Source organism: Paraburkholderia sabiae (assembly GCF_030412785.1).
GTDB lineage: Bacteria > Pseudomonadota > Gammaproteobacteria > Burkholderiales > Burkholderiaceae > Paraburkholderia > Paraburkholderia sabiae.
This window is the reverse complement of the sequence record NZ_CP125295.1, coordinates 4,336,204-4,361,841: the sequence shown is the minus strand read 5'-3', so window position 1 is coordinate 4,361,841 and position 25,638 is coordinate 4,336,204. Positions and strand designations below refer to the sequence as shown.

Annotated in this window: 22 protein-coding genes; 10 read left to right on the top strand and 12 right to left on the bottom strand. The window is 61.8% G+C overall.

Annotated features, from left to right (window positions below):
* Window position 1 precedes the first annotated feature (1 nt).
* From QEN71_RS19570 to QEN71_RS19560, 3 genes are read right to left on the bottom strand one after another with little or no spacing between them, the layout of a single operon-like run.
* On the bottom strand, window positions 2–2,317 hold the full coding sequence (locus tag QEN71_RS19570; protein WP_201650452.1) for a xanthine dehydrogenase family protein molybdopterin-binding subunit: 2,316 nt from the start codon (window positions 2,315–2,317) through the stop codon (window positions 2–4).
* Window positions 2,317–3,213, bottom strand: coding sequence for an FAD binding domain-containing protein (locus tag QEN71_RS19565; RefSeq protein WP_201650453.1), 897 nt, complete (start codon window positions 3,211–3,213; stop codon window positions 2,317–2,319). The genes QEN71_RS19570 and QEN71_RS19565 overlap by 1 nt, the downstream gene beginning before the upstream one ends.
* A gap of 28 nt (window positions 3,214–3,241) precedes the next feature.
* Window positions 3,242–4,078: an alpha/beta fold hydrolase gene (locus QEN71_RS19560; RefSeq protein WP_201650454.1), complete on the bottom strand. Its 837-nt coding sequence runs from the start codon at window positions 4,076–4,078 to the stop codon at window positions 3,242–3,244.
* 451 nt (window positions 4,079–4,529) lie between these two features.
* Between QEN71_RS19560 and QEN71_RS19555 the strand changes: the two genes are divergently transcribed.
* Genes QEN71_RS19555 through QEN71_RS19545 form a run of 3 tightly spaced genes read left to right on the top strand, consistent with a single transcriptional unit; the run spans window position 4,530 to window position 7,252 of the window.
* Window positions 4,530–5,321 (top strand): ABC transporter permease, encoded by a 792-nt coding sequence (locus QEN71_RS19555; RefSeq protein WP_201650455.1) that lies wholly within the window; start codon window positions 4,530–4,532, stop codon window positions 5,319–5,321.
* 43 nt (window positions 5,322–5,364) lie between these two features.
* The gene (locus QEN71_RS19550; protein WP_201650456.1) at window positions 5,365–6,360 is read left to right on the top strand and encodes an ABC transporter substrate-binding protein; all 996 of its coding nucleotides are present in this window, start codon (window positions 5,365–5,367) and stop codon (window positions 6,358–6,360) included.
* Window positions 6,361–6,418: 58 nt separating this feature from the next.
* The gene (locus QEN71_RS19545; RefSeq protein WP_201650457.1) at window positions 6,419–7,252 is read left to right on the top strand and encodes an ABC transporter ATP-binding protein; all 834 of its coding nucleotides are present in this window, start codon (window positions 6,419–6,421) and stop codon (window positions 7,250–7,252) included.
* A 76-nt stretch (window positions 7,253–7,328) separates the two neighbouring features.
* Here QEN71_RS19545 and QEN71_RS19540 read toward each other — a convergent pair whose 3' ends face one another.
* Both QEN71_RS19540 and QEN71_RS19535 read right to left on the bottom strand, forming a co-directional pair.
* Window positions 7,329–8,420 (bottom strand): porin, encoded by a 1,092-nt coding sequence (locus QEN71_RS19540; protein WP_201650458.1) that lies wholly within the window; start codon window positions 8,418–8,420, stop codon window positions 7,329–7,331.
* Between the two features lie 189 nt (window positions 8,421–8,609).
* The gene (locus tag QEN71_RS19535) at window positions 8,610–10,250 is read right to left on the bottom strand and encodes a UbiD family decarboxylase (RefSeq protein WP_201650459.1); all 1,641 of its coding nucleotides are present in this window, start codon (window positions 10,248–10,250) and stop codon (window positions 8,610–8,612) included.
* A gap of 412 nt (window positions 10,251–10,662) precedes the next feature.
* Between QEN71_RS19535 and QEN71_RS19530 the strand changes: the two genes are divergently transcribed.
* A complete protein-coding gene (locus QEN71_RS19530) occupies window positions 10,663–11,265 on the top strand; it encodes a UbiX family flavin prenyltransferase (RefSeq protein WP_201650460.1) in 603 nt (200 codons plus the stop codon).
* Window positions 11,266–11,318: 53 nt separating this feature from the next.
* Here the strand turns inward: QEN71_RS19530 and QEN71_RS19525 are convergent, their stop codons facing one another.
* Both QEN71_RS19525 and QEN71_RS19520 read right to left on the bottom strand, forming a co-directional pair.
* The gene (locus QEN71_RS19525; protein ID WP_201650591.1) at window positions 11,319–12,581 is read right to left on the bottom strand and encodes a dicarboxylate/amino acid:cation symporter; all 1,263 of its coding nucleotides are present in this window, start codon (window positions 12,579–12,581) and stop codon (window positions 11,319–11,321) included.
* Window positions 12,582–12,767: 186 nt separating this feature from the next.
* Entirely contained in the window at window positions 12,768–13,631 is an 864-nt protein-coding gene (locus tag QEN71_RS19520) for an amidohydrolase family protein (RefSeq protein ID WP_201650461.1), read from the bottom strand.
* 132 nt (window positions 13,632–13,763) lie between these two features.
* Here QEN71_RS19520 and QEN71_RS19515 point away from each other — a divergent pair, with 132 nt between their 5' ends.
* Entirely contained in the window at window positions 13,764–14,696 is a 933-nt protein-coding gene (locus tag QEN71_RS19515; protein WP_201650462.1) for a LysR family transcriptional regulator, read from the top strand.
* A 91-nt stretch (window positions 14,697–14,787) separates the two neighbouring features.
* Here the strand turns inward: QEN71_RS19515 and QEN71_RS19510 are convergent, their stop codons facing one another.
* The 3 genes from QEN71_RS19510 to QEN71_RS19500 are packed head-to-tail and all read right to left on the bottom strand — an operon-like array spanning window position 14,788 to window position 18,477.
* Window positions 14,788–16,299: an aldehyde dehydrogenase gene (locus tag QEN71_RS19510; RefSeq protein ID WP_201650463.1), complete on the bottom strand. Its 1,512-nt coding sequence runs from the start codon at window positions 16,297–16,299 to the stop codon at window positions 14,788–14,790.
* Between the two features lie 18 nt (window positions 16,300–16,317).
* Window positions 16,318–17,718: an MFS transporter gene (locus QEN71_RS19505; RefSeq protein WP_201650464.1), complete on the bottom strand. Its 1,401-nt coding sequence runs from the start codon at window positions 17,716–17,718 to the stop codon at window positions 16,318–16,320.
* A 27-nt stretch (window positions 17,719–17,745) separates the two neighbouring features.
* A complete protein-coding gene (locus tag QEN71_RS19500) occupies window positions 17,746–18,477 on the bottom strand; it encodes an enoyl-CoA hydratase/isomerase family protein (RefSeq protein WP_201650465.1) in 732 nt (243 codons plus the stop codon).
* A 56-nt stretch (window positions 18,478–18,533) separates the two neighbouring features.
* Here QEN71_RS19500 and QEN71_RS19495 point away from each other — a divergent pair, with 56 nt between their 5' ends.
* Window positions 18,534–19,295, top strand: a complete 762-nt coding sequence (locus QEN71_RS19495) for a GntR family transcriptional regulator (RefSeq protein WP_201650466.1) — start codon at window positions 18,534–18,536, stop codon at window positions 19,293–19,295.
* A 115-nt stretch (window positions 19,296–19,410) separates the two neighbouring features.
* Here the strand turns inward: QEN71_RS19495 and QEN71_RS19490 are convergent, their stop codons facing one another.
* The gene (locus tag QEN71_RS19490; protein ID WP_201650467.1) at window positions 19,411–21,126 is read right to left on the bottom strand and encodes a tannase/feruloyl esterase family alpha/beta hydrolase; all 1,716 of its coding nucleotides are present in this window, start codon (window positions 21,124–21,126) and stop codon (window positions 19,411–19,413) included.
* 483 nt (window positions 21,127–21,609) lie between these two features.
* A complete protein-coding gene (locus tag QEN71_RS19485; protein WP_201650468.1) occupies window positions 21,610–22,515 on the bottom strand; it encodes a LysR family transcriptional regulator in 906 nt (301 codons plus the stop codon).
* Window positions 22,516–22,626: 111 nt separating this feature from the next.
* Here QEN71_RS19485 and QEN71_RS19480 point away from each other — a divergent pair, with 111 nt between their 5' ends.
* The 4 genes from QEN71_RS19480 to QEN71_RS19465 are packed head-to-tail and all read left to right on the top strand — an operon-like array spanning window position 22,627 to window position 25,637.
* Window positions 22,627–23,577, top strand: coding sequence for a ketopantoate reductase family protein (locus tag QEN71_RS19480; RefSeq protein WP_201650469.1), 951 nt, complete (start codon window positions 22,627–22,629; stop codon window positions 23,575–23,577).
* Window positions 23,574–23,966, top strand: a complete 393-nt coding sequence (locus QEN71_RS19475; RefSeq protein ID WP_201650470.1) for a VOC family protein — start codon at window positions 23,574–23,576, stop codon at window positions 23,964–23,966. The genes QEN71_RS19480 and QEN71_RS19475 overlap by 4 nt, the downstream gene beginning before the upstream one ends.
* Window position 23,967: 1 nt before the next feature.
* Window positions 23,968–24,426, top strand: coding sequence for a MaoC family dehydratase (locus QEN71_RS19470; RefSeq protein ID WP_201650471.1), 459 nt, complete (start codon window positions 23,968–23,970; stop codon window positions 24,424–24,426).
* On the top strand, window positions 24,426–25,637 hold the full coding sequence (locus tag QEN71_RS19465) for a CaiB/BaiF CoA transferase family protein (RefSeq protein ID WP_201650472.1): 1,212 nt from the start codon (window positions 24,426–24,428) through the stop codon (window positions 25,635–25,637). The genes QEN71_RS19470 and QEN71_RS19465 overlap by 1 nt, the downstream gene beginning before the upstream one ends.
* Window position 25,638 lies beyond the last annotated feature (1 nt).

Sequence of the window (25,638 nt, the reverse complement as noted above, 5' to 3'; positions counted from 1 at the left end):
TCTATTCCTCGGATAACGGTTCGTTGCGCGCGGCGCACAGTGCCCGGAAAACACTCTCGGGCGTCAACGGCAGCGACTTGAGACGCACGCCGACGGCATCTTCGATGGCATCGGCAATCGCCGACGCGACACCGAAGGTCGCGCTTTCGCCGACGCCCTTCGCGCCGAACGGTCCGTTGTGCTGCACGGAATCGACCGTTTCGCGGCCGATCGCGGACGGAATGTCGTGAATGCCCGGAATCTTGTACTCGGCAAACGACGCGTTGCGCAATTGTCCGACTTCATCGAACTCCATGCGCTCGAACAACGTGATGCCGAGCTGCATGATGGCCGCGCCGGAAATCTGCGTATCGACGACCTTCGGATTGATCGGCGTGCCGCAATCCACGACGTTTTCGAAACGCAGCAGCCTGAAGTGACCCGTTTCCGTGTCCACTTCGACTTCGACGCCGCAGCCGCCCACCATCCAGTTCGGCGTGATGTTCTCCGACTGCCCTGTCTCGTGCTCCGGTGACTTGTAGCCAGGAATGAAACTGCCGATGCCGACGATATTGCCCGCCTGCATCCCGTACTTGCGGCGCAGCAGTTCGCCCGCGCGGATCGCGGGCACGGGCGCAACGCCCAGCTCGTCGGCGAGTTCGCGCAGCTTGCGGTTCGCGTCTTCGGCGGCGAGACGCACCGCGTGGCCCATGTGAAATGTGGAGCGCGAGCCGAGCGTCGCCATATCGTACGGCGTCACGTCCGTGTCGGGGCGCATCACCTTGATGCGCTCGGCGGGAATGCCGAGCACATCGCCCGCCATCAGCGCGATCGCCGTTTCTGAGGCCTGGCCCATGTCGACCGTGCTCGAATACACCGTGCAGCTGCCGTCGCCCGCGATGTTCACCATCGCGACGGACGTGGTCGGCGCGACCAGCGCCTTGAAGCCGATGCCGATGCCGCGTCCGCGCCGCAGCGTGCCCGTACCGCGTTCGAATGGCGCGGTCCAGTTGATCCGCTGCGCGACGCGCTCCAGCACGAGGTCGATCGCGGCGTCGTGCATTGGCGTGCCCGTTGCGTGCGGACGGCCTTCGCGCAAAATATTGCGGCGGCGGAATTCGAGCGGATCGATGCGCAGTGCGCGGGAAATCATGTCCGCGTGGCTCTCGTACGCCCACACCATCTGCGGAATGCCGAAGCCGCGAAACGCGCCGGCGGGCGGCAGATTCGTGTACACCTGATACGAATCGATCCACACGTTCTCGATATCGTACGGACCCGACGCGGTGAAGCCCGACTTCTGCGTGACGCGTGGCCCGATATCCGCATAGGCGCCGCCGTTCCACCACACCTGACATTTGCGCGCGGTAATGCGGCCTTCTTCGTTCACCGCCGTCTTCATGCGGAAGGTGGTGGCGTGCTTGGTGATGGTGAAGAACTGCTCTTCCATCGTCAGCGACACTTTCACCGCGCGCCGCGACAGCAGCGCCAGCGCGACCACGAGCGCTTCGAGCTTGATGTACAGCTTCGCGCCGAACCCGCCGCCGAGCAGCGCCGACTTCACACGCACGCGGTTTTCGTCCCAGCCGAGCAGGCGCGCAATCTCGATGCGCACGAACGACGGACTCTGCGACGCGGTGTGCACCGTCAGCGTGCCCGAGCCGAGATCGGGTTCCGCGAGCGACACCATCGGTTCGAGCGGCGTGTGCATGACCTGCTGCGTCGTGAACGTATCTTCGAACACGTGCGCGGCGCTTGCGAAAGCGGCGTCAACATCGCCGCGCCGCAACTGGAAATCGAGCGCGACATTGGTGCCCTTGCGTCCCGCCAGATGCTTGAGATCGGGAAAGGTGCCCGCAGGCCGCAGGAAGTCGTGCACAAGAATGTCCGACTGCGCGGCTTCGACCTCGTTGAACACGGCGGGCAGTTCTTCGTAGTCGGCCATGATCAGATGCGTCGCTTCTTCGGCGACGTGCGGATCGGCGGCGAGCACGACGGCCACGGGCTCGCCGATATAACGCACTTTGTCCAGCGCCAGAATCGGCTGGTCGTGAAAGGCCGGGCCGAAATACGGCTCGGGAATCACGCGCTTCACATCTTCGCCCGTATAAACGGCGAACACGCCTTCCAGTTCGCGCGCGGCGCTCGTGTCGATGCCGACGATCCTGCCGTGCGCCACCGTGCTGCGAAATATCTTGCCGTACAGCATGCGCGGCAGCACGAGATTGTGAATGTACTCCGCGCGGCCCGTCACCTTCGAGCGCGCTTCCAGACGGTTCAATGCACGGCCAACCTGTTTTTGTGCCGGCTGTTCTTCCAGCGTCGTTTCGATTTTCATCAGGCATGACCCTCGGATGAAACCGCGCGTCCCTCGGCGGCAGCGATCGCCGTACGCACCGCGCGGCCCAGATAGACCTTCAGCAGTTGTTTCTTGTAGCTCGCCGAGCCGTGAGGGTCGCCGACGATATCGAGCTGCGCCGCACCGGCTTCGCCCGCATCGCGCAGCAGCGCGGCATCGTCGGGCGACGCGCCGCGCAACAGCGCTTCGGCCTGCGTGAGGCGCGTCGGACGATCCGTGGCCGCACCGACAATCACGCTCGCGCTGCCGATCTGCGGCCCCTTCATGTCCAGCACGACGGCGACGCCGAGTGCGGGCCAGTCGTGCGCTGCGCGCGTCGTGACCTTCATGTAGGCGGCAGGACGGCCAGCCTGCGGCGGCACGATCACTTCGGAGATCAGTTCGTCGCGCGCCAGCACCGTTTCGTAATAGCCCGTGCAAAGTTCTTCGACGGGCACGGTGCGCTCGCCATTCGGGCCCGCGATCGTCACGCGTGCACCGAGCGACGTGAGCACGGGCGGCATATCCATGTGCGGATCGGCATGAGCGAGGTTGCCGCCGATCGTCGCGACATTGCGCACGCGCACATTCGACAGCGTGCGCAACGTGCGCGACAGCAGCGGCCAGCCTTCCTTCACGAGCGGCGAATGTTCGAGCGTCGCAAGACGCGCGAGACCGCCGATGCACAACTCGCCGTTCGCGCCGACGCGAACCTGCGCATACTGCGGCTCGACATCGCGCAGGCTGACGAGACGCGTCGGCCGCAGCACGCCCGCCTTCATCATCAACATCACGGCCGTGCCGCCGCCCATCGGGCGAATATCCGGATCTTCCGGATCGAGCAGCGCGATCGCCTCCTTGAGCGACCTGGGCCTGGCGAGCTCAAACGGAATCATCTGATGCACTCCTTGTTTCTGAATGGACCTAGCGCGCGCAACCCGCGCGATCGAGCAGCGCATGCAGTTCGCGGGCCACGATTTCCGGGGTCTCCAGCGGCGTAAGATGACGCGCTTGCGGGATCTCGACGAACGTCGAAGCGGCGATGCCCGCGTGCAGCGCACGCGCCATCGCGGGCGTCGCCGCATAGTCTTCTTCACCGACGATCACGCACGTCGGCACCTTCACGTCGCGCATCAGTGAACGCCCATCGAACGCACCGAGCATGCGCCCCGTCGCCGCGAATGCAGCGACTTCGTTGCGCAGGAACGTATCGACGCAACGCTGCACGACGTCGGGACGTTCGGCGCGGAACGCATCGCTGAACCAGCGCGTCGTCTGGAATTCGACCAGCGGCGCGAGGCCGCCCGCTTCCGCTTTCTCTGCGCGCACGTTCCAGTCTTGCGGCGCGGTCTCGCCGTACCACGCGGTCGTATCGATCAGACCGGCGGCGATCGCGTCGGGACAGGTTGCGGCGAACTCGAGCGCCACGCAGCCGCCCATCGATGCGCCCGCGATCAGTACATTGCGAAAGTCCGTCGCGCGGATCACGTCGTACACGTCCTGCGCGAAGAGCGACACCGTGTAGGGACCGGCTGGCTTATCGGAGGCGCCGTGACCGCGCGCGTCCATGGCAAGAACGGCCGCGCGCGGCATCAGCCGCTCGACGACGGGCGTCCAGAAGTGACGGTCCATCGCGAGCGAATGCACGAGGACGACGCGCACCGTGTTCTCTTTTCCGCCGTAGAGGTTGTAGCCGATGCGCGTGCCGTCCCGTACGGTGACGTGGGACGAAACGACATCGGGACTGCTCGGTTGATTCATTGCGTGCTCCGCTGGCTAGGGTGCGATCGAATGCTGTCGGGAAGGGGTTCTCGGCTCTCCGAGCCCGCAGACGGATATTGCTGGCTCGCCGTTGACCCAGCAAACGACGATCTTTCATGCGACGCATGAAAAGTATTCATTGCCTGCGAACGGGCGTTCTACATCGCGCGAGTCGATCCTGAAGCAAGCGTCACACGCAACAGCGGATGAATTTCTCTCATGTGCGGCATGAACAATTAGCGTTTGCCCGTCGCATGGCTCGCCTTCAATCTTGCTGCCAGAGCGTGCCGGTCCATGCCTGTGCGCCGCGCTTGCCTGCGCCGCCGCTTCCTGCTTCTCGTTCTTGTTTCTCGCTTCTTGTTTCCCGCTTGCACGCGTTGCCGCGACATGCGAGGCCCCTCGCCAAATCCGCGGTCCGTTTCCAGCCTCTCAACCAGAAAGGTCGAATGCCGTGAACTTCACCAGGAAAGTGCTGAACTCACAGTGGATCCGTCCGCTGCTGCTGATCGTGGCGATACTCGTCGCGTGGGATCTCGTGATCCGCATCTTCAGGATTCCGCCCTACCTCGTGCCGACGCCTGAAGCGATCATGCGTCAGATCGCCGTGCAATGGCCGATGCTGCTGCAGGAGTCGCTGCCGACGCTCTACGCGACGCTCGGCGGCTTCGCGCTGTCGGTGCTGATCGGTGTGCCGATCGCGATGCTGGTGGCCGCGTCGCCGCTGATCGAAAGCTATCTGTACCCGCTCGTCGTGTTCTCGCAGAGCATTCCGAAGGTCGCGATCGCACCGCTCTTCGTGGTCTGGTTCGGCTTCGGGCTCTTCCCGCGCGTGCTGGTTGCGTTTCTGCTCGGCTTCTTTCCCGTCGTCGTGTCGACGGTGATGGGCTTCAAGTCGGTCGAGAAAGACCTGATCGATCTGGCGAAGTCGATGGGCAGTTCGCCTGTGAAGACGTTCTTCAAGATCAGCTTGCCGCATGCGCTGCCGTCGATTTTCTCCAGCATGAAAGTGTCGATCACGCTCGCCGTGGTGGGCGCCGTGGTCGGCGAATTCGTCGGTGCGAACTCGGGGCTCGGCTTCGTCCTGCAGCGCGCCAACGGCAACTTCGATCAGCCGCTGATCTTCTCCGCGCTCGTCGTGCTGTCCGTCATCGGCGCGCTGCTATTCGTCGTGATCGACATGCTGGAGCGCGTCGCGATTCCATGGCATGCGTCGCATCGTGCACGCGCACTCGGACGAGCGTGATGATCCCCACGTGATTACTCATTAAAACCAGGCAGGAGACGACATGAAGTCCAGAAGGTTATCGCGCATGGCGAGCGCATTGAGTATCGCCGCCATCTGCTGCTGTAGCAGCACGGCGAGCTACGCGAAAGATTCGCTGACGATGATGCTCAACTACACCGTCAACGGTGCCGTGGCGCCGTTCTATCTCGGCAAGGTGAAAGGCTATTACGACGCCGAGGGCATCGACCTGAAGCTGATGGAAGGACACGGTTCGGGACCGACCGTGCAGGCTGTCGCCACGCATAACGTCGATATCGGCTACGCCGATTTCAGCACGATGGTGAAAGTCGCCGCGATGGGCGCGCCCGTCAAGGCAATCGGCGTGCTGATGCAGGAGAACCCGACCTCCGTGGTCGGTCTTGCGGAGAAGAACATCAAGACCCCGCAGGACATCAAGGGCAAAACCGTGGCCGTCGCGCCCGGCGATGCGTCGTCGCAACTCTGGACGATGTTCATGAACAAGGTCGGACTCAAGGATTCGGACTTCAAGACCATCACGGGCAATCCGCAGACGACCATCAACGCCGTCATCACCGGCCAGGCCGACCTGCTCGTCGGCTTCGCGACCATTCCGCTGATCTCCGTCGAGCAGGCCACGAAGAAGCCCGCGCGCGCGATCCTGTTCGCCGACTACAAGGTCAACGTCGCGACGCTCAGCATCATCGCGCGCGACGACATGATCAAGGACAACGCCGATCTGCTCAAACGCTTCATGCGCGCCACCGCGAAGGCCGTGAACGACAGCGAGAAGGATCCCGCCGCCGCCGTCGATGCGCTGCTGAAGACGCTGCCCGCCGCCGGCTCGCGCGACACGATGATACGCACGCTCAAGGCGACGATTCCGTTCTATCGCACGCCTGAAACCGAGCAGGCGCCGATCTTCCACGTCAGCACGAAGAACATCGACGATTCCGTCGCCGCGATCGTGCAATACAGCAAGCTAGATCCAGCAGCGAATGTGCCCGCGAAGTACTACACGAGCGCATTCGTGCCCTGAGCCGCGCCCTTGACATCGCGCGCCCTTCTCCATCCGTTCATCTGAATCCGGCATCGCTATGACCACCGTACTGAAGCTTGACGAAAAGCACTACCGGTCGCCCGCACCTGCGCCATCGAAACCGCTGATCGCGTTGCGCGGCGTGACCAAGAGTTACCGCAGCGCGCAGGGCATGATGCAGGCGCTCAGGCCGCTCGATTTCGACATCCGCGAGCAGGAGTTCGTGTCGATCGTGGGACCGTCCGGATGCGGCAAGAGCACGCTGCTGAAGATGGTCGCGGGACTCGAAGAGATTTCGGGCGGCACGATGACACTGTCGGGACAGCCGATTCGCGGGCCGCAGAAGAACGTGGGCATCGTGTTTCAGAGTGCGGTGCTGCTCGCGTGGCGCAATGTGCTCGACAACATTCTTCTGCAAGCCGAGATGCGCCGCATGCCGAAGCGGGAAGCGCGCGAGAAGGCGATGAAGCTGATCGGCATGGCGGGACTCACCGGGTTCGAGGAGAAGTATCCGTGGCAGCTTTCGGGCGGCATGCAGCAGCGGGTGTCGATCTGCCGGGCGCTGTTGCATGATCCGTCGGTGCTGTTGATGGACGAGCCGTTCGGCGCGCTCGATGCAATGACGCGCGAAAGCATGAACATGGAATTGCAGCGCATCTGGCTCGAATCGAAGAAGACGGTGCTCCTGATCACGCACAGCATTCCGGAAGCCGTGTTTCTGTCGGACAGAGTGCTGGTGATGTCGGAGCGGCCCGGATCGATTGCGGCGATCTACGATATCGATCTGCCTCGTCCGAGGCCGCTGGAAGTCATGGCGACGCCGGCCTTTCTGCACTACACGAAAACGATTCGTGCCCACTTCAATGCTCAAGGATCGCTGGACGATCACTGAGATCGCTTGATCCCTGCACAAACAAAAAAGGCGCGTCGAAGAGCGGAACGAACCGCTCCGACGCGCCTTCGCACGACTAGAACCAGTGGTTGATACCGAACGATACGCCCGTCTGCTTCTCATGCTGCGACGGATTGAGCGTCGCGTTCGTCACGTACACGCCCGTGAAATGCGTGTAGTCGATATCCGCATAGAGTTCGGTCCGTTTCGACAGCAGATAACTGATCCCGAGTATCGCGACATCCTTGCGGCCATCCACGCCGTTCGTCTTGTTCTTGTTGTCGTAATACGCGGCCGTCACGTTGAAGAACGGCGTCATCTGATACCGCACGCCGCCCCACAGGTACTGATTGCGCGTCATGCTGTGCACGCTGGCGGGCACGTCCTGCAAGTCGAGCGAATAACCGGCCATCACGTCGACGGGCCCCACTGTCACGGCGCCGCCTGCCGTGTACTGATCGTTGCCGAAGTACTGGTTCGACGTCGCGGAGAGCGGATTGGATTTGTGCGTGTAGCCTGCGCCCAGCTTGATCAGCTGCGTGCGATAGTTGAGACCGCCCGCGAGCGTCGAGCCGTGCGAGGCGCTGCCCGGCACGCCGCCCAGCGCGTACTCGCCGCGGATCACCCATGGTCCAAAAATGCCGCGATAGTTGATGTCGTTGTCGTCGCGCCCCGTGGTGCCGCCCGAGATCGCGGTCGACTCCGTGATGCTCAGGTAATGGAAGTCGAACGGCTCGAAGTCCTTGACCAGAAAGTGCTGCAGCGTGAACTGATGACCCATGTCGATCTGGCCGAACGGACCGCCGAATCCCACCGTCGACGTGCGCTGGAACAGCTGGTTGTTGGTGTTGTTGTTCGCCCCCGTCGACAACACGTAACCCGCTTCGAGATTGAAGCGCACGTAGTAACCGCCGCCGATGTCTTCCTTGCCTTCGAAGCCCCAGCGGTTCGAGTTATAGACACCGTTCGACGCCATCGACAGCGCCGCGCCGCCTGCTTTGGTTCCGTTCACCAGGTTGCGCAACCCGCCGTCGAGCGAGCCGTACAACGTGACGCTGCTCTGCGCGTGAACGGCGCCGCCCGACAGACCTAGCAAGGTCAACGCTGTCAGCGAACGCTTGAGACCTCTCGCGCGCGCGATGGAAACTGCTCCTCCTTTTTCGTGCATATCTCCTCCATCAAATGTCTTTGTATTCATGTGGCGGGACGTGACGCATTGCGCGCCGCCCACCGTGGATGTGCGAGCGCGTCCCGCGCGAACCGCCGTCCAGCGTTCTGCCGTTTTCTGACGGCAACCCGTGAACCATCGCGCGAGACGCTCTCTTGCTGCTGTGGTGTGGCCGCTTTCGCTGGCCGCTTACAGGTCCTTCTTTTCTGCGAAGTACCAGTCCGAGTCCTTGTTGATCCATTCCGGACCGACGCGCTGACGCGTCTGCTCTTCACCCGTCTTGAAGTACTCGCTCTTCACCGCGCGTTGCGCCATCGCTTCGTTGCGTTCGTCCCAGTCGCCCATCGAGACGCCGTACCACGGCCACTCGGGACGCAGCGCGGGCAAGCCGAGTTCCTCCCAGATCGCCTTCGCGTTCTCCATGTAGGGCTTCGTCGGCAACGACAGCGGCGGCAGCTTTTCCTTGCGCGTCGCGTTCATCAGGATCACGCCATCCACCGCGTCGTCGCCGCGCTGCGCACCCGACGTGCGCGGCCCGTGGCCCGTGTCGCGGCCATGCAGGATCTGCACGTCCTTGATCGCATTCATCCGGTAGCTCATCGACCAGAAGATCGCGTCGCTGTTCTCCGGGTTGATGTCGTTGCTGACAGCGACCACGAGCTTGCCGACGGCGGGCTGCAGCGATGCGGCGCCCATCAGTGCACGCCAGATCTCCGTTTCGGTTGCCTTCTCGCTGAACACGACGATCACGAGCTTGCGCAGATTCGTGAGCGGCTCGTGCATCACGACCTTCTCCACGCTTGCGATACGCAGCGAGTTCCTCAGGTGATCGAGGAACAGCGGCTCGAATGCCACCTTCTTGACCAGCGAGCTTTCGCTCGGCGTGACCTGACTGATGATCGACACGAGGTGAGCATTCTTGCGGCGCGTGATCGCCGTCACGTTCATATACGGGTTGAATTCCTGCAGGTTCACGTGACCGTGCGATTCGCCGAACGGACCTTCCGGTTCGAGCGTATCCGTCGGCACGAAGCCTTCGATCACGATTTCCGCGTCGGCGGGCACGAGCAGATCGTTTGTCCTGCACTTCACGACGCGCAACGGCTCGCCGAGGATCGCGCCCGCGACGCCAAGTTCGTCCACGTCGATAGGCAGCTTCTGCACCGAACAGAACGACACGGCAGGATGGCCGCCGATCACGAGTGCGGCGGGCATCGGTTTGCCCATCGCCTTGTACTTGAGCCAGTGCTGGTAGATGCCCTGTCCCATTTCGATCGACGGATTGCAGCCGACCCGGCGCTTGCCCTTGATCTGTCCGCGATACGTGCCCATGTTCTGGATGCCGTTTTCCGGATCGACCGAGATGTACTGCGAACACGTCGTGTACGGCGCGTTGTCGAAACCCGGCGTGGAGATGGGAATCGGCAGATGTTCGAGTCCCTGTCCATCGACATCGAGATCGTCGCCGATGAAGCACACTTCCTGGCACGGCGCTTCGTCGACCACGACCGGGGCGATCGGATTGCCCTTCGCGTGCTGCCACTTCTTGCCGATGTCGTCGACGGGCACGCCCATGCCGATCGAGTACACCTCCCGGTTGATCGACAGCGCGCCGACGACGACGGGAAGCTCGTAACGGCGCCCTTTGCTGTCGACGACGTTATGGAATACGAACGCCTTGCGATCCGATTCGGGGATGCCGCCGCGCAATTGCCAGCGCACGAGGGGATGAAGCTCGGTGTCCTTGTTGATCTCGCGATGGACGTGGACGACGAGGCCTTTTTCCTCCAAGGCCTGCAAATGTGTCTGGAATGAAGGGAAATTTTTCATGGTTGTCCGGTGAATGATCAAGGGGAATGCATTGCAAACCGGCCAGCCTCACGGATTCGCCTGTCGGATTGCATCGGTGTGAATCGGGCAACGTCGCAACGATGTGACGTGTCCGGGCAGCACGGCGGCAGACAGATGCTGCCGTTCGGTGGACGTTGCCCGTCGAGTCGCGCGGCATGACATGCGGGACTGTGAGGGCAGACTGAGCCAGAACGCACACCCTCGCAAACGGTGATTTCTCATGTTCGCCATGAAAGGATTTCATCTGCGCCATGGCCTGGCCTCGCACGCCACACGCGGCTGTCGAACGATGAAAAGACTTCATGCCACGCATGAACAGATTTCGTTTGAAGGGCCACGTCTGCGTCATGCAACCTTCACGTAGCCTTGGGTTCGACGAGAGACGATGGACATGGAACGACGCAAACGTATCGTGGTGGGAATCAGCGGCGCCTCGGGCGTCATCTATGGCGTGCGGCTGCTGGAAATGTTGCGCGAGCTGAACGTCGAATCGCATCTCGTCATGAGCCGCTCCGCGCAGATGACGCTCGCGTATGAAACAGATTTACGCGCGGCAGATGTGCAGGCGCTCGCGCACGAGCACTATCCGAATGCCGACATCGGCGCGGCGATTTCGAGCGGTTCGTTCCGTGTGGATGGCATGATCGTCGCGCCCTGCTCGATGAAAACCCTTGCGGAGATCGCGACGGGCAATACGGGAACGTTGTTGTCGCGCGCCGCGGACGTGATGCTGAAGGAGCGCAAGCGGGTCGTTCTGATGGCGCGCGAAACGCCGCTGCATCTCGGACATCTACGCAACATGACGTCGGTCACGGAAGCCGGCGCAATCATTTATCCGCCCGTGCCTGCGTTTTACGCGCGGCCCGACAGCCTCGAATCGATGATCGATCACACGCTAGGACGCGTACTCGATCTGTTCGATATCGACACGGGGACCGTCAAGCGCTGGACGGGCGAATTCACCCATCGGCTCGTCAGCGTAGGGAACGGATGAATGAGCGCGGCCACCGAAGCAACATCTCTCATCGGCGTTGTGTAGCGAGGCGCTCATTGCGAGCGACGGCGCAGCATTTCCGTGTTCAGTCTCGAACGATCGAGCTCGTCTTCCCACGCGGACACGACCAGCGTCGCGACGCCATTGCCGATCGTATTGACGATTGCGAGCCCGGTGCCCATGAAGCGATGAATGCCGAGGATCAGCACCATACCCGACACCGGAATCAGCGGAAACACCAGCAACGTTGAGGTGAGCATCACGAATGCCGCGCCGGCAACGCCGCTGGCGCCCTTCGATGTCAGCATCGCCACGCCGACCAGCGTCAGTTGCTGTGTCAGGCTGAGTTCGACATTAAATGCCTGCGCGATGAACAGCACGGCCATCGTCAGATAGATGTTCGTCCCGTCGAGATTGAACGAATAGCCGGCTGGAATGACGAGACCCACGACCGATTTCGAGCAGCCGAGGCGTTCGAGTTTTTCGAGCATCTGCGGCAACGCGGCTTCCGACGAACTCGTGCCGAGCACGATGAGAATTTCCTCACGGATATAGCTCATGAAGCGCAGGATGCTGAAACCAAGGAGCCGCGAAATCATCCCAAGCACGACCAGCACGAACACAAAGAGCGTCAGGTAGAAGGCGCCGATCAGTTTCAGCAACGGCAGTACCGCACCGATCCCGTATGTGCCGATCGTGAAGGCAATCGCACCGAATGCGCCGATCGCCGCGACCTTCATGATGATGTGCACGATGCCGAAGAACGTATGCGTCAAGCCGTCGATCATGGCGACGAGCGGCCGCGCCCGTTCGCCGGCCGCCGCGAGCGCCGCGCCGAACAGCACCGAGACCAAAAGAATCTGCAACACATTGCCGGAGGTAAATGCGCCCGTAATCGTGTCGGGAATGACGTGCATCAGGAACTCGACCGTGTTCTGCTGATGCGCGGCGGCGGTGTAGCCAGTCAACGCGCTGGTGTCGATCTTCGCCGGGTCCAGATTGAAGCCGCTGCCGGGATGAAACAGATGCCCCGCGACAAGTCCCACCACGAGCGACAGCGTCGACACCACCTCGAAGTACAGCAGCGCCTTGCCGCCCACACGACCTACTTTCTTCATGTCGCCCATGCCAGCGATGCCCGCGACGACAGTACAAAAGATGATCGGCCCGATCACCATCTTGATCAGCTTGATAAACGCATCGCCGAGCGGCTTCATCTTTACCGCGAGCGACGGCGCGAAATGGCCCAGCAGCACGCCGAGAAAAATGGCGATGAACACCTGGAAATACAGTGCGCGGTAGAAAGGCTTCTTCACTTCACGCGGACGCGACGTCATGACGGCGCCATTACTCATGACGTCCCTCCTCGATGGACGGCGTAGAAAAGCATCTGGATCATGGTGTCTCCTGACCGGGGATTGTTAGCGAAGCGGCGACCATCGTCCCGCTCCGTCGTCTGCCATCGGATGTGGCAGTTCACGCAAAGTGTGGGGACGGGTGCTTCAGAATCCGTACAGGCGCGCGGGATTCGTGACGAGCAGCTTCTCTCGCAGCGCCGCGTCCGGACAGAAACGGAACAGCAGATCGACCAGCTCGCCATCGTTCGGCATGTCCTTGCTGATGTTCGGATGCGGCCAGTCGGTGCCCCATAGCACGCGATCGGGCGCAGCCTCGATCAGCGTGCGTGCGAACGGGATCGCGTCGTCGAAAGGCCGCTTGCCCGCCGAGACGCGCTCCGCGCCGCAGACCTTGACCCATGCAAGCGGATTGCGCATCAGTTCGAGCAGTTGTCTGAACGGCTGCTGGTCAAGTCCTGCTTCGGCACGCACACGTCCCATATGGTCGATCACAAACGGCACCCTGATACGCGCGATTCTCTCCGCGTAATGCAGGATGTCCTGCGCATCCAGATGCAGCACGACGTGCCAGCCCAGCCGCTCGATTCGTTCCAGCACGGCGTCGAACACGTCGAGATCGGGCGCGCCGCCCAGGTGCGCGACGAAATTGAAACGCACGCCGCGCACGCCATGCGCGTTCAAATGTGCAAGCGCTTCATCGGTCACGTTGCCGTCGACGATTGCGATGCCGCGGTAGCGGCCATTGCCGCGCGCGATGGCATCGAGCATCGCCGTATTGTCGGTGCCGTGGCAGCTTGCCTGCACGATCACCCCACGGCTCGCGCCAAGAAAATCATGCAATGCGACGAGACGCTCGAACGGCGCGTCGGGTGGCGTGTAGCTGCGATCCGGCGCGTACGGAAAAATGCCCGCCGGGCCGAATACGTGGCAATGCGCATCACAGGCGCCGGCCGGCAATGCATGGGACGGTTGAGCGGGATGAGGATCGGGGGGCAAACAGGATTTCATCGAAGATCGTCTCTTTGTGCGTGATCCGCGTGCAGCGCGGATTTCGATTGAGTGAGCGGATTGTGACGGCCCCTCGCCACGCCTACAATTGCCATACCGAACTAGCTGATATGTGAATTTCACATACGTCCCATGGAACTCAAGCAGCTCGAGGCATTTGTTCACGTCGCCGAACTCGGCAGCTTTACACGCGCGGCGATCACGCTGGACACCAATCAGCCCGCGTTGAGCCGGCTGGTGCGGCAACTGGAAGTCGAGTTGCGTCATACGCTGCTCGAACGCAATGGACGCGGCGTCGCACCGACGCCAGCCGGACAGCGGATGCTCGCACATGCGAAAGGTATTCTTCAGCAGGTGCAGCGAGCCTCGCAGGACCTGGATGGTTTGCATGGCGCGCCTGGTGGGCATTTCGGCATCGGCATCACGCCCAGCTTTGCGACGGTCGCGACGCACGAACTTGTCAGGAGCTTTCGGACCACGTTTCCGGGCGCAACGATTTCCGTGGCGCAAGGCTTGTCCACCTATCTGATCGAATGGCTGATGATGGGCCGCATCGACGTCGCCGTCCTGTACGACACGTTCGATTCGCCGTTGATCGACAAGCGAACCATCTTTACGGAAGAACTGTTTCTGATCGGCCCGGATACAGGCGATCTGGACGCGGCAGACGGCGACGCACCGCTCGCGAGGTCTGCTGCGATCCCATTGCGGGAAATCGCGCGCTATCCGCTCGTGATACCCGGCCGCATGCATGCGATCAGGCGGATGGTCGAATCCGCAGCGGCGGAGCAAGGCGTGCGCTTGCGGATCGAACTGGAGGTCGATGCCGTTACGTCGATTCTCGACCTCGTCACCGAAGGCATCGGGTATGCAGTGTTATCGCGGAAGGCAACGACAAGCGATGCACTGAAGCGGCGTTTCAAGGTCATGCGAATCACCGAGCCGACGCTCTTCAGCCGTCTTGCGATTGCGACCAGCAGCAAGCACACGCTGTCGCAGCTGGCGGTCCAGGCCATGTCGATGCTCGAGGCGAAAATTCTGCCGTTGTATGGCGACGCCCTATAGCGTCGCGCATCCATCCGGTGTGCTGTCATGCGGCAGCAGGAAGCGTCGCGCTCTCGATGCTCCACCCGCTCAATTTCGACGCCCTCGCTGCCTAGTTCAGTCGCTTGGGTTCGCCATCGTCCGCGTACCAGTCGACTGTTTTGCCCGTCGTGTTGATCGTCACCGCACGCGGTTCGCTGAACTGGTCGAATGACTCAATGCCTGTCTCGCGCCCGACGCCGCTGTTCTTGAATCCGCCCCACGGCGACGCCGGGTCCAGACGATGATGATCGTTCACCCACACCATGCCGAATTCCAGCTTGCTCGCGACACGATGCGCACGCGCGACGTCCTGCGTCCAGATGGAAGCGGCGAGGCCGAACTGCGTGTCGTTGGCGATACGGATTGCATCGGCTTCGTCTTCGAATGGCATCACGACCGTCACGGGCCCGAACACCTCATCCTGACCGATCTCCGATTGCGGATTCGCGTCATAGATCACAGTCGGCTCGAGGAAGTAACCCGACGTCAATGCTTGCGGTACGCGTCCGCCTGTCAGCACTTTCGCACCAGCCTCCTTCGCGCGTTCGAGCATCGCGAGAATGCGCTGCCGCGAACGCTCCGAAATCACGGGCCCAAGCTGGGTCCTTGCATCGGTCGGATCGCCCACGCGAATGCGCTCTGCCTTCGCGCGGAAACGTTCGAGAAACGCTGCATACATCGACTTCTGCACGAGGATGCGCGCGCCGCACACGCAGGTCTGTCCCGCGCCGATGAACGCGGCGAACGCCGCGCCGTTCACCGCGCGCTCGATATCGAAGTCATCGAACAGGATCACCGCCCCTTTGCCGCCGAGTTCCAATGTGGTCAGCGCAAAATTGCGCGCGGCCGCTTCGCCGATCGAGCGCCCGACTTCCGTGCCGCCCGTGAATACCACTTTGCGAATCAGCGGATGCTGCGCGAGCGCCGCGCCCGCTTCGCGCCCTTCTCCGTTCACCACGTTGACGACGCCCTTGGGCACGCCCGCTTCCTGCAGCAGCTTCACGAGCCGCACGGTCGTGAGCGGCGTCTGTTCCGATGCCTTGATGACCACGCTGTTGCCCGTCGCGAGCGCGGGCGCCAGGCTCTTCGAGAGAATCATCAACGGATGATTGAACGACGTCATCAGCGCAACCACGCCGAGCGGCACGCGCTGCGTGTAGCACAGGTACGGCCCTTCGATCGGAATCACGTCGCTGCGTCGTGTCAGCGCGAGCGCCGCGAAGTAGCGATAGAAGTGCGGCAACCGTGAAATCTGCGCGCGCGTTTCCGAAATCGGCCGGCCGTTGTTCAGCGTTTCCAGCTTGTAAAACTGTTCGAGATCCGCTTCGAACAGATCGGCGAAACGATTGAGAATGCGCGCGCGTTGCTGGATCGACATATCGCGCCACGCGCCGCCTTCGAATGCGCGATGTCCGGCCTGCACCGCGCGATCCACATCGCCCGCCGAAGCCGATGCGAGTGCGCCGATCACTTCACCCGTCGCTGGATTCAGAATGTCGAGCGTGCGGCCTTCCTCAGCGTCCGTCCATTCGCCGTCGATCAACAACTGTGCGTCGTAGTGCTGCGTGTTGGTTGTATCCATTGCATGGTTCCTGTCGAATCATTTGAGAGGCGAAGCGTGCGCGTCGGCATGAAGCGCGTCGCGCGTATGCGTGTCTTGCGGCTGAAGGTCTTCGAGGCGCTGTCCCGTCGGCTCGACGCCCAGCCATGCGACCACGACGATCTGCACGGCGAGCAAACCGATCATCATCGCGAGCACGCCGACGATGCCGTACTGCGCGAAAAGCGATACCACGATGAAAGGCGTCACGATGGTTGCGCCGCGTCCCAGCGTGTTGCAGACGCCCGACGCGCGCAGCCGCACTTCAGTCGGAAAGAGTTCGGGCACGTACACGGCGAAGAGCAGCGCGACCAGCACGTAGATGGGAATGGTCAGCAGCAAACCGACGATGGGCAGAATCACCGGGCTCGTGATGAACGGATACATCGCACCGAACAGGATCGCAGCAAGCGACGAGCCGATGATGGTCGGCTTGCGTCCCCACGCATCGGCCGTGAGCGCGCCGATTGCGGAACCGATCGGCGCGCCGAGCGACATCACGAGCGCAAAGCCAAACGACTTCGCGATGCTGAAGCCCTGATGGACGAAGAACGTCGGCAGCCAGGTCACGAAGCCATACAGCAGCGTGTTGATCACGATGAGCGTCACGCAACCGACGATCATCCGTTGCAGCATCGTGCCGCTGAACAGCGAACCGAACGACAGCGCTTGCGGTGCGCCCGCGCCCGTCTTCACGGGAACGAAAGCTGGCAGAGGCTCGCCGCCTCGCGCGGCCGTCACCTCGGTTTCGATGCGGCGCAAAATCGCATCGGCCTCGTCGTGCCGTCCGACGGAATCGAGCCAGCGCGGCGACTCGGGCAACGACTTGCGCGCATACCAGACGCCGAGCGCACCGATGCCCCCGAGCACGAACATCGCGCGCCAGCCGAACGACGGAATCAGCAGCAGTCCGATCAGCCCCGCGACGGGCAGACCCGACACCACGAAGACCGCCATCAGCCCTTGCAGCTTGCCGCGTTTTTGCGGCGGCACGAACTCGGTCAGCGTCGAGTAACCGACCACGTTCTCCGCGCCGAGTCCGAGTCCCATTACGAAGCGGCACGCAATCAGCACGCTCATGTTCGGCGCGAGTGCCGCGCCGAGCGACGCCAGTCCGAACACGGCGAGATTCGCCTGATAGGTGAAGCGCCGGCCGAAGCGGTCGCCGAGAAAACCCGTGCCGAGCGAGCCGAGCATCATGCCGAGAAAAGTCAGCGACACGAATAGCGCGTTCTGTCCAAGCGTGGAGAAGCCGGATTTCAGCGTCGCACCGAGCACCGTCGACGCAACGTAGATATCGAAACCATCGAAAAACATGCCAATGCCGATCAACCACATGATGCGCCGGTGAAATCCCGACATCGGCAAACGGTCGAGCCTGGGCCCTGCGTTGACGTTCATGTCTGTCTCCTGTCGACGTTACGGTGCTCAACGGGCCTGCATCAGTCGCAATGCATTCACGGTCAGCATGTCGGTCGCGGCGCGGAAGTTCTGCTCGACGCTGCCCTCCTGTGCCGCAAGGAAGAACGACTTGCACTGTTTCGCACCGGCTTCGTCGATCGAAAGAATGCGCGCGGCAAGCGCGTCCGCTTCGGCGTGCAGGCCTGCGGGCTCGCAGACGCGCGTGATGAGCCCTGCCTGCAAAGCCGCTTCAGGCGCGATGACGTCGCCGAACAGGACCATCGGAAACACGGCCTTGGGCAATGCATAGCCGCCGAGGTAAGCCATGATCGCGGCGGGCGGGAGGCCGGCGCGCATCTCCGGAAACGCGAGCCGCGCCGACGACGCGACGAGCGTAAAGTCACACAGGATCGCGAGCCCGAAGCCAAAGCCGAACGCGTCGCCGTGCACCTGCGCAATCGAGATCAACGACGTGCTGTGTACGAGCCGCTTGAGTTCGATCAGCCGCGCGACTTCAGCGCGGATCGACACGGCGTCACGTCCCGCCCGTTCGCGGCCCGTGCAGAACACGTCGCCATTCGCGCGGATGCGCAACACGCGCGCTTTCGGCTGCACAGCCTCGGCGCGCAACGCGTCCGACATCGCGTCGAACATCACACCCGATATTTCGTTGCCGGCGTCGGGGCGGTTCAACGTGAAAGTCAGCGTGTCGCCCGTATGCTCGATCAGAACGGGGGCCTGCAATGGACTGCGATCCATGTCGTCTCCTGTTGTATAATCTGTATACAGCGTATTCACAGAATTCCGAGGTGTCAATGCCTGCCGCAAAATCTGCTTCTTCCAAAACCACGACGGCGCACACGCGCCAGGCGCCGAGTCTGGAATCGATCGCCACGCGATATCACGCGCAGTTGCGCACGCTGGACTCCTCCGGCGATTCGCTGAGCGATGGCGTCGTCGTGCCCGCGTTACGCGAGGCGATCGTGGAAGGCGTGCTCGCGCCGGGTAGCCGGTTGTCCGAGGTGCAGGTGGCGAAGCAGCTGAACGTCAGCCGCACACCGATGCGTGAGGCGTTCGCGCAACTCGAACGCGAAGGGCTGGTGACGATCCTGCCGCGCGTGGGCGCCTACGTGCGTTCGGTGACGCTGCGCGACGTGGAGGAGATTTATACGGTGCGGGCCGCGCTCGAATGTCTCGCGGTGCAACTCGCATCGGAGCGCATGACGCCGCTCGGTGCCGCGCAACTAGACGATGTGATCGACGCGATGCGCGCCAGCGTCGAGGCGGATGACGCGGGAGCATATGTCGATGCCTTGGACCGCTTTTACACGATCGTGATGACGATCGCCGACAACCGCACATTGCAACAGAACCATGCCTCGCTGATCGGGCCGGTGCGTCGACTGCGCCGCATTGCGATGGCGCGAGGCGGACGGATGCGCGCATCGTTCGAACAGGCAGTGCGGATTCGCGACGGGATCGTCAATCGCACGGGAGACGGGCAGGACTTGATGCGGGAACAGTTGCAGGGCGCGTGTACGGCCGCGCTCGATGTGCTCAAGAATGCAGGAAAGTAGACGAGCGGTGAATTGCCGGTATTGGAACTGTCGGTCCTTCCAGGCACAGCCCTGCAGAATCCAGTCGAGGTGACGAAGTCTTCCTTCGCCACCTCTTCGAGCCTAAGCTGAATCGTTACTGGCAGGTATAGCTACTGGAACTTAACGGATCACCGCTGCCCGAGTAGTTCAGCGACTTTGGATAAGGGCACATAAGCGAACTGAACTTGACGGCACCCGTCGCGGTGTCGTTTTGTCGTTTGGAAACCGGGATTGCTTCCGGAGCTTCGCCTTTTTCAACCCAGTTAATCAATGCCTGGGTGAGCGAGCCGTTCATGCCCTGCGCAATGAAATCCTGAGCGCCCGGCCCTCCGCCGCAGTGATTCACGCCCGACGCCATGTACAGCTTGGCAAACTTGCTCGTCGCATCGACGGCACGACCATAAGCCGCGTGACTGGCGGCTGCGAAACGTTGCTTCAGTGCAGGGTTTATGAACTCAGACGGCGTCGTTTTTCCATAGGGATATTCAGGATTGTCGTAATTGAGGTCGATCAACGCGCCGTCTACGGGATTCGCATTGTGACGGACCATATAGTCGTAAAAGTTGACCGTATCCCAGACAAAGATCTGTGGATCTTCCCAGCCCGCCCACATGAGCAACTTGCCACCGTGGGCCGCGAAGGCGGACAAATCCGGGTTGATTGTCTCTATGGCCTTTGCCATCGGCAGCGCGTCCAGCTTCGCCTGATCTGAAGCGAAGTTGTAGTCCTGCCAAGGCCAATTCAGATTGTTATAGAAGAGACTGCCGATGTATTGAATGTGGGAATCGGTGGCATTTGATCCGGGAAATAAGCCGGTAAGCCCCGAAAATGGATTTACCCCCGGGAATATCATCTTCCCGGTTCGCGGGTTGTGCGCTCCCCCATTTCGTCCCAGAACCTGCTTCATGGTGGCAACCTGAGCCGCACTCAGGCACGTGCCAGTCTCGGGAGTATTGCCTGCTGTGCACAGCAGGGAACTGACATCCCATTTGCATTGACGGGGATCTGCAACAACTCCCGTAGCCGGCGACGCGCACGCCGCTGTCGAGGCGTTTTGAATCAGGTTGATCTGTTGCACCGACAGAGCATTGGCCGGGTTCGAGAAGAGCCGGTCGAGCCAGATGTTGTTACCAATCCACATGTGGGACGGGTACTTCGCGGGTGAGCCTGCCTGGATTCCGTCGAAGTAGGTCGGATAGCGTTGAGCCATCAAAAGGGCTTCGCGTCCGCCTTCGGAACATCCTGTGAAATAGGACTTCTGCGGTCCCGCGCCGTAGAAGGTTCGGATCAGGGGTATCGCGTTATCGTGCGTGGCCGGATAGGCGCGGTAGGCAAAGTCGAGTTGCCGATCAGAATTGTTGACGAAATCCGCGAACTTGCCAGTTGAGCCGCCATCATCCGCTGCCGCGGCATATCCCAGTTGCACCCGGGCAGCAAGAGTAGAAACGTTCACCGAACCATCGATCGCACCGCCGCCGATTTGTACATATCGACCATTCCAGCCGCTCGCCGGCATCCATACTTCCCAGTTGACGCTGGAGTTAGGGCCGGGCCTGGTGACTCCGACGATGCGGCAGAACGGCGGCATACCGGTCGAATTAGCTGTCGCGCCAACCGCGTTGATCGTCAGATTCCCAGACAAAGTCTGAGCCGACGTGATGGTGGTATTCCCAGGCAACGACACGCCCGTCAATGTTTCGCAGTTGCTTGCGTGCGCCTGAACCGGCATGAAAAGAAATGCCGAAGCGACACCGACTGCTGCTGGTAGCAGGCACCGATTTACGTTTAAAGACCGTACGAACGTTTCCATGGGATGACTGTCCTTTTACTGGTTTAGGTCGATTACCTTCAGGTCTTTCTTCTCAAGCTCCATACAGCGATCACGCGGCGATGCGAACTTCTTACCGGCTCTCCGAAAAGCCGTAATTTTCGGAAAATCTTTACTTATTCATTCACTTCGCATTCCTATATATTTGATCGTTTGTGACGAACAAAGGTATTGATTGCGAGCGGGGCTCGCCAATGTGTCGCGGGTTGAAATGCCCAGAAAAACTGCTCGCCGAGCCTGGCTAAAGATTAGGTCGGATTGGTGTGATTCGGCGATAGATCCGGTAAGAACCTGCGCGATTAACGTACGCATATGTACGGTCATCGCACGGAGGTCGGGTTTCCGTGAACCTTGGAGGCCGTTTGTAAGTGGTTTCGATTCGCCGATTGCACGCTTGGGCGCGTGCTGCCTGGCTATGAACAGTTCACACGGCGAGTTCGCGGTGTGGAAGTCTTAAGCGAAAGCTCAGCGTGCGCTGCCAAATAGCTGCGCCATCGTCTCACGCAACCAGCGATTACCTGCTTCGTGGTGATACCTCGCATGCCAGTGTTGCCGCACCGCAAACCCGTCCACGGGAACGGGGCACGGATGAATCGCGAGATCGCTTACCTGTGCAAGCGTCTGGCCGATGTGTCGCGGCAGCGTGGCAATCAGGTCGGTCGTCTGGATGATCGCACCGAGACCGAGAAACCCCGGCAGTTCCAGCACGACGTCCCGCTGAATCTGTTCGCGCAAGAGCGCCTGCTCCAGCAGTTGAGCGCCTGTGCCTGCCGCAATCGCGACATGTCCTTCCGCGCGGTACTGCTTCACGCCGAACCGCGCGCGCACGCGCGGATGATGTCGATTCACCAGACACACCCAGTCCTGTGTGTACAACTGCTGCTGGTAGATGCCGCCGCCTAGCCACGGCACATGGCCGATAGCAAGATCGGCCTCGCCGGATTCCAGCGCACGTTCAGTGTTTCCATCTATCGTCGCGGCCTCCAGGCGGATGCCGGGCGCCTGCGCTCGGATGTGCGCGAGCATCCGCGGAAGCAGCGTGATGTGACTTGCGTCCGTCATGCAGATGCGAAACCTGCGCTTCGCGGTAGCGGGATCAAACGCGATCTCCCACGCAGCGAAGCGGCGCAGCGATTCGAGAATTTCGCGGCACGGTCCGATCAGCGCGTCGGCCTGAGGCGTCGGCGCCATGCCGCCGGGCGTGCGGATAAACAGCGGATCCTGCAGGAATTCGCGCAGCCGCCCTAGCCAGATGCTGATCGTCGGCTGACTTTGTCCGAGCTGTTCGGCCACGCGCGTGACGCTCCGTGCGTCGTATAGCAGGTCGAAAAGCTGCAAGAGCTTCAGGTCAGGCAGTTCGGTCGGGATCATGGCGATTTACCCACTATTACGCTACGCAATAACGCCATTGTAGCCATTGCATTGCCATGATGAGCGGCGACTTCTATCGTTGCGTCACCACATCAACTTTGCAAGACGCCGATGAAGATCGCAATTCTGGGGGCCGGTGCGCTGGGCTGCGCTATCGGTTCGACACTGACCGAAGGCGGTCACGAGACATGGCTGATCGACCGGTCGCCGGCACACGTCGACGCGATGCGCCGCAACGGTCTGCAGGTCGACGATGCCGATGGTTCGCGACGCGTCGACGTCCGCGCGGCGACGCAGGCCGCAGAAGTCGGAGCAGTCGATCTCGTCGTCGTGCTGGTCAAGTCCTTTCACACGGATTCGGCCATGCGTGGCGCGCTGGATCTCATCGGACCCGACACGCTCGTGCTGTCGCTGCAAAACGGCCTCGGCCACGAAGACGTACTGGCTGAAATCGTGGGACGTGAACGCGTGCTGGCGGGCAAGACGTATGTCGGCGGCGTACTGCGCGCACCGGGCCATATCCAGCGCGGCGTAAGCGGCAAACGCACCTACATCGGCGAACTCGATGGTCAGCTCACACGGCGCGTGCAGGCGATCGCCGATGCGTTCAACTCGTCGGGCCTCGTGACCAGAGTCAGCGACAACATTCTCGGCACGATGTGGGACAAGTTGCTGATCAACGTCGCGACGGGCGCGCTGACGGGCATCACGCATCTCACGTACGGACAACTCTATGAAGAGCCCGTTCTTAAGGCGACCGCGCTGGCGGCCGTCACCGAAGCGATGGCCGCCGCAAAGGCAGCCGGTGTCAGATTGTCCATGAAGGATGCGGAGCAGGCCTGGACACTCGCATCCGAAGGACTCTCCCCTGCATTCAAGACCTCGATGCTGCAGAGCCTGGAGAAGGGCTCGGTCACGGAAATCGACTTCATCAACGGAGCCGTCGTGCGCTGGGGTGAGCGGCTCGGCGTGCCGACGCCTGTCAACTCGACGCTCGTTGCATGCATCAAGGGCATCGAACGTGCGATGTCGGATCGGCAACGAGAAGGAGCGACGGCATGAGCAGCACCAAAGCCTATGTGGAGCACGTCGCAATCTGGGTGAAAGACATCCACTGGCACATTCGCTTCTTCGAGGAAGTCCTCGGCATGACCATGCGCGAGGTAGACGGCCCGCGTGACGAACCGCGCCAGTACTGGACGCTTGGCGGACTGCAGTTCATCCACGATCCGCGATTCGAAGGCCCCGAAGGACGGCTCGCGCATCTGGGTGTGATGTGCGAGGACCTCGAAGCCGCGCTCACCGCCGCACAAGCATTTGACGTCACTGAAATGCCGCAGGGACGCAACTGGTTGCGTCTGCCGGACGGCCTCGCCGTCGAACTGATTCAGGCGAAACCCGCCGCATGCGTTGCGCAGGCGCTGGCGATCAATCCACGCGCGGAGGCGTGACATGACCATTGTCGAAAAGTACTGGGACGACGCCAAAGAAGGCGACGAGTGCCTGAGCCCGACCTACACGGTGACAAAGGAACGCATCCTCGCCTATGCCGATCTCACTGGCGACCACACGCCCGTGCACGTCGATGAAGCGTATGCCAACGCGAGCCACTTCGGTTCGATCGTCGCGCATGGCCTGTTCGGGTTGTCGATAGCGGACGGGCTCAAAACGCAGAGCGAGTACCGTTTCCTGCCGGGCATGTCGCTCGGCTGGACATGGGACTTCCTTCTGCCGATCAAGGTCAACGACGTGCTGCACGTGAAGTTCCGCGTGGGTGCGATGCGCGCAAGCAAGAGCCGTCCGGATTGGGGCATCGTCGTGTTGCCGTCTGAGTTGATCAATCAGGACGGCCAGGTCGTTCAGCGCGGCGAGCATCGTCTGATGGTGCCACGCCGTCCGGGAGCGTTCTGATGCAAGCCCGTCCACTCGAAGGTATCCGCGTCGTCGACTACAGCCACTTTCTCGCCGGACCTTACGTCGGACGCTGTCTCGCGGCGCTCGGCGCCGAAGTCATCAAGGTCGAGCGTCCCGGCAGCGGCGACGCTGGCCGCCAGCACGCCACCGTCCTCGACGACCAGCAAAGCGCCTATTTTCTGCAGCTCAACATGGGCAAGCGCGGCGTGAGCGTCAACATGAAGGATCCGCGCGGCAAGGATTTCATGCAACGTCTGTGCGACTCGGCGGACGTGTTTATCGAAAACTACCGGCCGGGTGCGCTCGACAAACTCGGCCTCGGATACGACGCGCTCTCCGCGCGCAATCCGCGCCTCGTCTACTGCTCGATCTCGGCATATGGACACACCGGGCCCGATGCGCATCGCGCGGGCTTCGGCCTGATCGCCGAAGCGAAGAGCGGCATCATGCAGATGATCGGCGAACCCGGTTCGCCGCCGCCGCTGATGCGCATCTCGCTCGGCGACATGTACACGGGCATCCACGCGGTTGCCGCGATCAACGCCGCGCTGCTCGGCCGTGTGAAAAGCGGCCGGGGCCAGCACATCGACATGGCGCTCTATGACACGCTCGTGTCGATGCACGAATACGCCGTGCAGTGCTACACGATGCAAGGCGTTCTGCCCGAACAGACGGGACACGACATGCCGACGTCGACGCTCTATGGCGTGTTCCGTGCTGCCGACGGCGATCTCGTGATCGCAGCACAAGTGGACGATGCATGGAAGCGCTTCGCCGCGCTTGTCGAAGCGCACGGCGGCCCGGAAGGCTTCGGCTCCGACATGCGATTCCACACTCTCAACGGACGCAATGCCAATCGCGTGGAGATTCTTTCCATCGTGAAACCGTGGGTCGCCGCGCGGCCGGTCGCACAGGTGCTCGATCTGCTCGATGGCGTCGATGTGCCCTGCGCGAAGGTGCAACGCATCGACGAAGTGCTCGCCGACCCGCAGATCGTCGCACGCGGCATGGTGGTCGAACAGCAGCATCCGCGCTTCGGTACGTTGCGCCTGCCGAATCTGCCGTTTCGATTCTCCGACTGCGACACGACGATACGCGAAGTCGGACCGGACCTCGGTCAGCACAACGCGGAAGTGGCGAAGTCGCTGGGCTTCAAGCCTGCCGAGATCGACGCGATGCAGACCGATGGCGTTCTTTTTTCAAAGTGAG